General features: G+C 54.1%; 10 protein-coding genes. 6 read left to right on the top strand and 4 right to left on the bottom strand.

Annotated features, from left to right (window positions below):
* The first annotated feature begins 145 nt into the window (after positions 1 to 145).
* Entirely contained in the window at positions 146 to 298 is a 153-nt protein-coding gene (locus SFX18_16955; protein MDX1964841.1) for a DNA/RNA helicase domain-containing protein, read from the top strand.
* Positions 299 to 587: 289 nt separating this feature from the next.
* On the opposite strand, the gene SFX18_16950 is transcribed toward SFX18_16955, so the two are convergent.
* The 4 genes from SFX18_16950 to SFX18_16935 all read right to left on the bottom strand — a co-directional run bounded on the left by SFX18_16950 (position 588) and on the right by SFX18_16935 (position 3,846).
* Positions 588 to 1,583 (bottom strand): TIM barrel protein, encoded by a 996-nt coding sequence (locus tag SFX18_16950; protein ID MDX1964840.1) that lies wholly within the window; start codon positions 1,581 to 1,583, stop codon positions 588 to 590.
* Between the two features lie 116 nt (positions 1,584 to 1,699).
* On the bottom strand, positions 1,700 to 2,662 hold the full coding sequence (locus SFX18_16945; protein MDX1964839.1) for an anti-sigma factor: 963 nt from the start codon (positions 2,660 to 2,662) through the stop codon (positions 1,700 to 1,702).
* On the bottom strand, positions 2,659 to 3,213 hold the full coding sequence (locus SFX18_16940) for a sigma-70 family RNA polymerase sigma factor (GenBank protein MDX1964838.1): 555 nt from the start codon (positions 3,211 to 3,213) through the stop codon (positions 2,659 to 2,661). Before SFX18_16940 ends, SFX18_16945 begins: the two co-directional genes overlap by 4 nt.
* A gap of 66 nt (positions 3,214 to 3,279) precedes the next feature.
* Positions 3,280 to 3,846, bottom strand: a complete 567-nt coding sequence (locus tag SFX18_16935) for a fasciclin domain-containing protein (protein ID MDX1964837.1) — start codon at positions 3,844 to 3,846, stop codon at positions 3,280 to 3,282.
* A gap of 440 nt (positions 3,847 to 4,286) precedes the next feature.
* On the opposite strand from SFX18_16935, the gene SFX18_16930 reads away from it, so the two are divergent.
* From SFX18_16930 to accD, 5 genes are all read left to right on the top strand, one after another.
* Positions 4,287 to 5,135 (top strand): sugar phosphate isomerase/epimerase, encoded by an 849-nt coding sequence (locus SFX18_16930; protein ID MDX1964836.1) that lies wholly within the window; start codon positions 4,287 to 4,289, stop codon positions 5,133 to 5,135.
* Positions 5,136 to 5,180: 45 nt separating this feature from the next.
* A complete protein-coding gene (locus tag SFX18_16925) occupies positions 5,181 to 5,951 on the top strand; it encodes an SMC-Scp complex subunit ScpB (GenBank protein ID MDX1964835.1) in 771 nt (256 codons plus the stop codon).
* A gap of 472 nt (positions 5,952 to 6,423) precedes the next feature.
* Positions 6,424 to 7,119 (top strand): ribulose-phosphate 3-epimerase, encoded by a 696-nt coding sequence (rpe, locus tag SFX18_16920; GenBank protein MDX1964834.1) that lies wholly within the window; start codon positions 6,424 to 6,426, stop codon positions 7,117 to 7,119.
* 49 nt (positions 7,120 to 7,168) lie between these two features.
* A complete protein-coding gene (locus tag SFX18_16915; GenBank protein MDX1964833.1) occupies positions 7,169 to 7,774 on the top strand; it encodes a histidine phosphatase family protein in 606 nt (201 codons plus the stop codon).
* A gap of 509 nt (positions 7,775 to 8,283) precedes the next feature.
* Positions 8,284 to 9,093, top strand: coding sequence for an acetyl-CoA carboxylase, carboxyltransferase subunit beta (gene accD, locus SFX18_16910; GenBank protein MDX1964832.1), 810 nt, complete (start codon positions 8,284 to 8,286; stop codon positions 9,091 to 9,093).
* The last annotated feature ends 146 nt before the right edge of the window (positions 9,094 to 9,239 follow it).

The following is a 9,239-nucleotide window of genomic DNA, read 5'->3' as shown; positions in this document are numbered from 1 at the left end:
CTGGAACTCCGTTCCCAGTGGCGTGGATGTCAGATACCCGCACCGCTAGTAACGTCCAGCCATGTTTTTTACAACCCCAATTCCCCCTGCGGGAAATTATTTTATTGACATAAATTGCGTTTCAGATTAGGGTCCGCCACTTCACATGAAGAACGCTTATCGAGTATTGCTAACGCGTGCGCGTCAAGGTATGGTGATCGTTGTGCCTGATGGTTCCGAATCAGATCCCACTCGTAAGCCAGAATATTATGATGACACATACAGCTACTTGCGAAGAATCGGCTTTAAAACAATTTGACCGGTCGGGCGGCAGAGATTGAGAATTACTTTATTTGGGGAGGAAAAAAGATACTGCTCTACAGGCGCGAATCCACTCCGCTCATAATTGGGCAGCAAAGGATTGTTGTCATTGACATCGCCATGTTAATTGGCTGTACCACCCTACTGTAGTTGCACAACCTAATTCCGCCTGACTCGCCGTACTACATTAACCACCTATACGTAAATCCGCGTACGTCAACCAGTGCCTTGCGTCACCACCACACAAATAGAAAAATGCACATTTTATTGTTACAGTGCCTCCCCCCTTACCCAAATGCCCCTCTGAGCAACTCAATGCTCTTCTTGACCCCCGTCGCTGGGTCTTCTTTTCCCTCAAACTCGAGCGAGATCCACCCGCGATAGTTGTGCTTGGCCAGCATTTTGGCGATGCGGGGATAATCCAAATCCAGGCTGTACCACAGGCCGCCGCCGTAGTACGTCTTGGCCTGGACCAGGATCGCCTGAGGGGCCATCAGTTCCAGCCGGTCATAGGGGTCCTCCAGGAAGTTTCCCGTGTCCAGCGTCGCCTTTAGCCAGGGACTATCGATTGCTTTGATGATTTTTAGCACCCCCTCTGGTGTGCGGCCCAGCCCCCAGTGATTTTCTAATCCCAGGTAGACGCCGCATTTTTCGGCGGCGGGCAGGCATTGGGCCAAACTGTCGATCACCCATTTGTAGCCGTCCTCATCGGTATAGCCAGGCAGGTTTGGCTCGATGCCGCGATTGGCCATCAGGGCGTCAAAATCCTTGCTCGTCCCCCAGCGGCCCGTATTGACCCGCATCGTGGGAATGCCCATCGCGTAGGCCAACTCAATGCAGTGAATGGTATGGTCGATGTTTTTTTTCCGCTCGGCCGGATCGGGCGAAACAAATCCCTGGTGCGTGGAAAACCCGCACAGCGATAGACCATTGACAAACGCCCGCTTTTTTAGCCCTTGCAGCGTGGCGTTGGACTCGTCAACCATTTGACGGTGTAATATCTCCACCCCGTCAAAGCCCATTTCCGCCGCGGCGTCGATGCACTTGCCCAGGTCGCGCCAGTCCTCTCGGTTAAACTGCCAAAAGGAGTACGTTGACACGCCCAAATGCGTCCGCTCGGGGGGCTGGCGAGTTGCGGTTGCCTGGTGGGTGGCGGTTGACGGCACGGGGGCCACATCCGCCGCGAGGACAGTTGACGTCTGACCTGTCTGCCGCGTCGCAATACCAGCCGCGGCGGCCACGCCCAAAGTTTGTAAAAAATGCCGACGGGAGGGGGAAGACATGGGGGAAGGGGGTAAATGATGAATGAAGAATGATGAATGAAGAATGCGGATTGCACAGGATCTGTGTTTATGGCCGGATTCTGCCATGGGCATGCTTCTTTCAAACATTCATTACCTTACTCCACCTTGGCCAAGAGAGGCAAGCGCGAACGGTCGGAAACAACCACGCCACCTGGCTTTTCCACCGTGATCGCAAATAACGTCGGCTGCTGGACCGCCAGTTTTGCCTGAATGGGAATAATAATATCCCCCGTCCCCCGCTCGATATCAAAAACCCCTCCGTCAATCGGGTATTTTTCATTCTGCGCGGTGTCAAAGATCCACAGTTGGTACTGTTCCTGGCGGGGATCATTGACCGGCAAGCCTCGAAAACGCATATATCCACGCTGGGCCGCGTTATCCCAGACCACGTCACCGCTGGCCCCTAGGGCGGCGGGGTCCATCGTGGCGGTCCAGTCGCGGCGGATAATCTGGGCGTTTTCCTGACCCGCCCGGGCAAGCATTTCCTCTCGCTGGACGGCGGCATTGGGTGGAGGTGGCACCACAACGATGTCCCTAGATCTGTCCGAGGCGCGATTGAGCAACGTCACAAATGCTAAAAAAATACTTGCCGCCGCCACCAACCAAGCCCCCATTTCTCGCGACCAGAGGGATTGCTGGGCAGGGGTAACATTTGCCGAGTCTGGGCGAGACGGGCGTGGATCGCCATGCAATGTACCGGCACTGGCGACGTGGACCGGCTGCGATGCGAAGCCTTTGCGCGTCGTTTGCCTATGATCCGGCAGGGTGGCTGTGGCTAGGATTTTTTCGGCCAGGGATCCGGGCAATTCCTGGTAATTGGGGACCGCTTGGGCGGCAACGACCAGTCCCGCCAGTTCTTTCCAGTGGGCCAGATCGGTTGTAACTCCGATTTGACTGGCCAAATGGGGATCTGTTCCGGGCGGATTTTCGGCAGCGGGATAAAATTCCGCGCTCAGGCGGGCAAACTCGGCGGCTTCCTGGGGATTCAGGCTCCCCGCCAGATGTTGTTCCAGCAGTTCCCAATACCGCTCTTCACGGGGGTTCTCGGTGAAATTCATGTCACGCCCCCTTGCTCAAGGTCGGCGACAAACATCTGACGCAAAAACTGTAAACCCCGGCGAACGTGGGATTTTACCGTCCCCAGCGGCTGTCCCGTCTGGGCCGAGATTTCGGCATGGCTCAGTCCGTCACAAATCGACAGTTGAACCGCCTGCCGCTCCGCTGGGCGCAGTTTGGCCAACCGTTCACGCACCTGGGCGGTGGTTTCGGCCAATTCCAACGGGCAGGAGCTGTTGGGGGCAAGCGGCACGGTAATGTCGTCAGTAATGGAAGATGTGTTGGGTTGACGATTGGCCCGACGCAAGCGATCAATCAACCGGCGGCGGGCTAACAGGCTGATAAAGCCGGTTTCCGAACCCAGGTTTGGATCAAAACGCTCGGCTTGTTGCCAAATTTCTATAAATATTTCTTGGGTTGCTTCCTCGCAATCGGTGGGATTGGCCAAGCAACGCTGCGCAAGGGACCAAACCAAACCGCCGTAACGCGATAAACAATCGCGTACGGCGGTGGTGTCTCCAGCGGCTATGCGTGGCAAAATCAAGTCAGTCACAAGCCAATTGCCATCCAATTTCGAAGATTTTCCGTAGTTAAACTTTCATAGTTACGGAAAATTAACTTACTTGGGCAGGATGACTGAGTCAATGACATGGATCACGCCATTGGCGCACATGATGTCGGTTTTGACCACATTCGCGTCGTCCACCATCACTTTGCCCTCCTTGACGGTGATTTTGGCGGCGGTGCCTTGGACAGTTTTGGCTTCTTTCAGCTTGACCACATCGGCGGCCAAAACCTTGCCCGGCACCACGTGATACGTCAGCACGGCCACCAACTTGTCCTTATTTTCCGGCTTGAGCAGTTCTTCCACGGTACCCTTGGGAAGCTTGGCAAATGCTTCATCCGTGGGTGCAAACACCGTAAAAGGACCTTTGCCCTTGAGGGTTTCAACCAGGTCCGCGGCCTTGACAGCGGCGACCAAGGTCTTAAAACCTTCGGCTCCCACGGCTGTGTCGACAATATCTTTGGCTTCTTCCTTGGCGAACGCGACATGCTGGACGGCATGGCCACGGTAGGCAGCGGAAGCTTGGGCACGACTGGCGGCACAGGGCTTGCCAGCATAAGACATCTGACCAACAAACAGTCCGGTGGCAACCGCTAAAAGGGCAAAAAGACTGATCTTCATAAATAACTCCTGAATTGTGGGGTAAAAATGTCACTAAATTGTGTGGAGAATTACCAAGCACGCCATAAGGGAACGGCATGACTAACATTCTCCCGTCAAAATTTCCAATCTGAGCGCTCAACCATGAATTCGCCCGATGTTGCCGGTTGGATGCAAGTCGGGGTCGTTTTTTTAAAATATTTCCCGCTACCTTCCCCGGCCTGGCCAAAAAAGCCAACGTGAATTTTTAGCGAGGGACGAATTCAACGAGGGGGGGCTAGCGATTTTCCCCATAAAAATAACGAGAATACAACTTCCGCTTTACCCTCTGTTGCCCCTGGCCGCAAAATCTGTCACCATAGGGAAAATTCGTCCGTGAATAGATTTTTTGGCCTTGTCGTTTCCCCTGACCCATTTTTGGGGTACCCACGCCCACACTCTGTTATCAAAGGACTTGCCCGATGAAATACGGCATGAATTTGCTGTTGTGGACCGATCACCTGCATGACGGTCTGCTGCCGATTTTGGAACAATTAAAAGCGCTGGGTTACGATGGCGTGGAAGTGCCGATCTTTGACCCCCGACCCGAATTGTTTATCCCCTGGAAAAAGAAGTTGACCGACCTGGGTTTGGCCTGCACGGCGGTAGCGGTGCGAGGAGCGGCTGATAATCCCATTAGTCCCGATGCGAAAGTACGCGCCTTGGGCGTGCAAAACAATAAATTAACCGTGGATTGCTGCGCGGCGATCGGGGCGGAGACGCTGCTCGGGCCGTTTCATTCGGCAATCGGCGAATTCACCGGCAAAGGCCCCACCGAGGATGAGTTTAAATGGGGTGTGGAAAGCATGCGGCAAGTCGCCGAGCACGCGGGGCAGGCCAATGTGCGGCTGGCCTGCGAATATCTCAACCGGTTTGAATTGTATTTTCTTAATTGCGCCGCCCAAATGGTGCGCTTTGTCAAGGCGGTGGATCATCCCGCTTGCGGGATGATGTACGACACGTTTCACGCCAATATCGAGGAGAAGGATATTTCCACGGCGATACGATTGGCGGCACCGCATTTGTATCATGTGCATATTAGCGAGAACGACCGCAGCACACCGGGTCAGGGGGAGATCGGTTGGAACGAGACCTTTAACGCCTTGCATGAGGTGAAATACAACGGTTGGCTCGTGGTCGAAGCGTTTGGCTTGGCCTTGCCGGGCATCAGCGCCGCAACCAAAATCTGGCGGCGAATGTTTGACGACGAAATGCAACTGGCCAAGGAAGGCCTGGCTTTTATGAAAAAAGAGGTAGGCAAACGCGGCTAAAATAGCTGGAATGAACCTGACTCGCGGCAAGAGGTCTTCGTCAACATGGGTGTGGACAATCCAGACAGCGGCAATCCCGCGTTGGACGCGGGGTTTTCGCTGGATCAACTAAGCCAAGCGTTTCAGTCGCTCTTGCGCCAGGGGGATGATCCCTATTCTATTCCCGTTGTCGACGGCACGGATCCCCTGTTGGATGCCGCGAATTCGTCGCAAAGCGCAATCCCCGGCGATATCCGCGGGAGCGAAGACGCCGGGGATATTTTGCACCCTGGCAACCCGGATGAAGCGGTTTGCCCCATCACACCCCGTTCGCTGGTCGAGGTCATGCTCTTTGTCGGACGGCCCGATCAGCAACCAATTAGCAGCGCGCATCTGGCCAGTTTGATGCGGGGCGTCACGGCGGCGGAGATTGACGAACTGGTGCGGGATCTCAATCACTTTTATGTCGCGGCGGACTGCCCTTATACCATCGAAAGTTTGGCTGGCGGGTATCGCCTAAGCCTGCGAAGCGAGTACGCCCGGATGCGCGACGCCCTCTTTGGACGGGTGCGTCCAGCGCGCTTGTCGCCGGCGGCGGTGGATGTTTTGGCAATTGTGGCTTACAACCAGCCATTAACCAGCGAGGCGGTGGAACAGCAAAGAGGGACGCCCAGCGGAGCCATCCTGAGCCAGTTAGTGCGGCGACAGTTGTTACAGCTCGAACGACCGCCTGAATCTCCCCGCACCCCCCTGTATCGCACGACCCCCCGCTTTTTAAAACTCTTTGGCTTAAAAAATTTGGAAGACCTGCCCAAGGTGGCTGAATTGGAACGATGATCTTGTGTTCTTTTTCTGTCAGTACTCGGAAAACAATGAGGAATTGGCATATTAGCTAAGCCAAAAATGAAAATTCGTAATCTTAGCAAAAATGATGCCGCAAATTTTAAAGGATTGCACACCATGAACTTAGGACAATCTTTTCACCCGCGCGTGTAAATTCTTGCCAATATCTGCTACAATTCATGTAGCGTTGGGCGGGGAAAGCGCCGGACGTTTCGAAGGCTTGGCTATCGCATTTTATGACGGTACGAGCTTTACGATGCAAAACCGGGTGTTGATGTTCAACACTCGCAATACGCCATTCTCCCAGAGGGAGACCCAGGTCAACCCATTTTTCCCAGCCTGTTAGCGTTATCGCAACACTCATCCTTGGCGATTCGCGACAGGAGGAAAGCATGGATCACGGGTGATCCTGGCTCCGGGCTTTGTGTCCGCAGACTCTCTAGTAAATACAGCAGGTAGGGCCCGGTTGCGCGAATTGCGCGCGCACTGTCCGGCGGTGTTGCCTTCTTTGCTGTTGTGCGATTTTGGCCGACTGGCGGAGGAAATCTTCCGCTTAGAAGCTGCCGGAACGGCCTGTCTGCACCTGGATGTCATGGATGGACATTTTGTCCCGAATTTGACCTATGGGCTGACAATTGTCGAAGCCTGCCGCCGTTGCACGAATCTTGTCTTGGATGTCCATTTGATGATTAGCAATCCCGCGGATTATCTGCGGCACTATCGCGACGCCGGGGCGAATGTCTTGACGATTCACATCGAAGCCGTGCGCGATCCGCGGCCGTTGCTAAAAGAAATTCACTCCTTGGGCGCAGCGGCCGGGTTAGCTCTCAATCCCTCCACGCCAGCCGCCGCGGTGCAACCTTTTTTGGCGGATTGCGATCTGGTGCTTCCCATGAGTGTGCAACCAGGTTTTGGCGGACAGGCGTTTGACGACACCGCACTCGACAAATTACGCCAAATCCGCGACTGGTCGCGCGCCAGCAATCCCGAATTGTTGTTGGAGGTGGATGGCGGCATCAATGCGCAAACGATTAGCTCTTGTGCCGCCGCCGGGGCACAATTGTTTGTGGTGGGTTCGGGTATTTTTCGCCAAAAAGACTACGCCGCGGCAATCAACAGCCTGACTAGGTTGGCCGCCGCCGGTTCTGACAATCTTGCTTAGTCCCCTGGGGACCAATCACCGGAAATTAAAAATCTAGGATCAACATTGTATGTTACAAACAGTTCTAATCCGTCCCGGGCAAACGTTTTATGACGAGCAAGAACGGATTGCCGGCAATCTGGATTTGCCACTTTCGCCAGCGGGCCAGGACCAAATTCGCCAATTGGCGGTCAAACTTCAGGAGCAAACCTGGACGGCGATTTACTGCGGCAACCAAACGGCCTGCGTCGAATCGGCAAATTTGCTTGCCAAACCGTTGCGGGCCAAAGTTTATAAATGTGAACAATTTGCCAATATGAATCTCGGCCTTTGGCAGGGGATGCTGATCGATGACATCCGCCATAAACAGCCTAAGGTCTATAAACAATGGCAAGAGCATCCAGAAAGCGTTTGCCCGCCGCAAGGCGAAGTGATCACGACTGCGGCCAAGCGACTGGAAGCGGGATTGGAAAAAATCGCCAAAAAGCATTCCCAGGGGCGTGTGGCGATTATCGTGGCCGAACCGCTGGCCAGTTGGTTTGCCGCACAACTGGACCCCGGGGGAGAATTTGATTTTTGGAAGGTTTTTGAGCAGGCGGCCACCACGACCGAATTAGAATTACATGCCAAAACCTGGCGAACGGAAATGAATTTTACCGTTAGTTCCGCCAATTGATGTTTTCAGCAGTTTTGCGACACATTCCAGACCGATCATCCATACAGTAAATTGCTATAAACCATTACTAGCATTTAATTTAACAACATCGTAACATTCTTATTCAATCCATTTTTGGTTATTCCGGCTCTCACCTGAAATCAGCCTTTTCGTCTCCAATATCGGGTATAGTACCCTTCTGCTGTAGCATTACGGCCTCCCGCAATCATGGCGATTTTATGAGACTGCTGTTCAAATTAGTCCCTAAACGATAAATTTGGTGGGGAATTTCATTCCAAAAGTTTGAAACGGCATTCCCCAAATCGGGAGTTTGGGGTAACTACAGACTATCCGTTTTCGCTAAGTCTATTGAACCGCCGCCACAACCAGCCTATGAAACCTGCTGTCAGGTCGAATTCATGGGGGTGGTTGTGCCAGGGTCCCCAAACTTCCCATTTTCGTGGACAAAGGTAATTTCCGTGGCGACAGGCAATCTGGAATCCCTTATCAACGTCACCCCCCAACCCCCCATGAAACGCAGCAAACGGGGTGTCCCCGAAGGATTATGGCAGCAATGTCCCGGGTGTCAGGCGACAATTTTTGTCAAAGCGGCCGAGCAACGGCTCAATACCTGCCCCGAATGCGATTTTCACTGGTATGTGAGCGCCCGGGAACGTCTGGCGCAGGTTTTGGATGAGGGAACTTTTGAAGAATGGGATCCCGCCCTGACATCTGTCGATCCGCTGGGCTTTAATGATAAAAAGCCGTACGCCGAGCGGATTGCCGCCGAACAGCGGCGCACTGGCCTGGCGGATGCAATTGTTACCGGCTCCGGCATGGTCCGTGCGCGACGGGTAGCCATCGGCGTGACGGATTCGGCGTTTATCATGGGGAGCATGGGCTCGGTCGTTGGCGAAAAGCTAACCCGCCTGGTAGAACGGGCAACCACCCAAAATTTGGCGCTGATCATCATTAGTGCCTCTGGAGGCGGTGCCCGCATGCACGAAGGAATCCTCTCGTTGATGCAAATGGCCAAGGTATCCGCCGCGCTAGCCCGCTATCACGAAGCGGGGGGGTTGTTTATCAGCGTCCTGACCAATCCCACCATGGGGGGCGTGGCGGCCAGCTTTGCGTCGCTAGGGGATGTCTGCTTTGCCGAACCTAAGGCGCTGATCGGCTTTGCCGGTCCCCGCACGATCAAAGCCACCATTCGCATTGAATTGCCCAAGGGCTTTCAGACCAGCGAATTTTTGCTGGAACATGGCTTTGTGGACCGGATCGTGCGACGTCCCGATCTCAAGAGCGAAATCGCCCGGGTCATCGACTATTGCGGCAAATAACGGCTGTTTTGCCGGTATTTTGACCTAGTCGGGGTGGCTAAAGGGGCACGGAACAAATCCGTGGATTATAATAATAGGGGAAGCTTCCTTTGTTCCCCGTCCCTCCACATCGACTGCCACGGGAAAATAGCTTTTTAGGTATATCG

It is taken from the genome of Pirellulales bacterium (genome assembly GCA_033762255.1).
GTDB lineage: Bacteria > Planctomycetota > Planctomycetia > Pirellulales > JALHPA01 > JANRLT01.
This window is presented reverse-complemented; position numbering and strand designations above follow the sequence as displayed.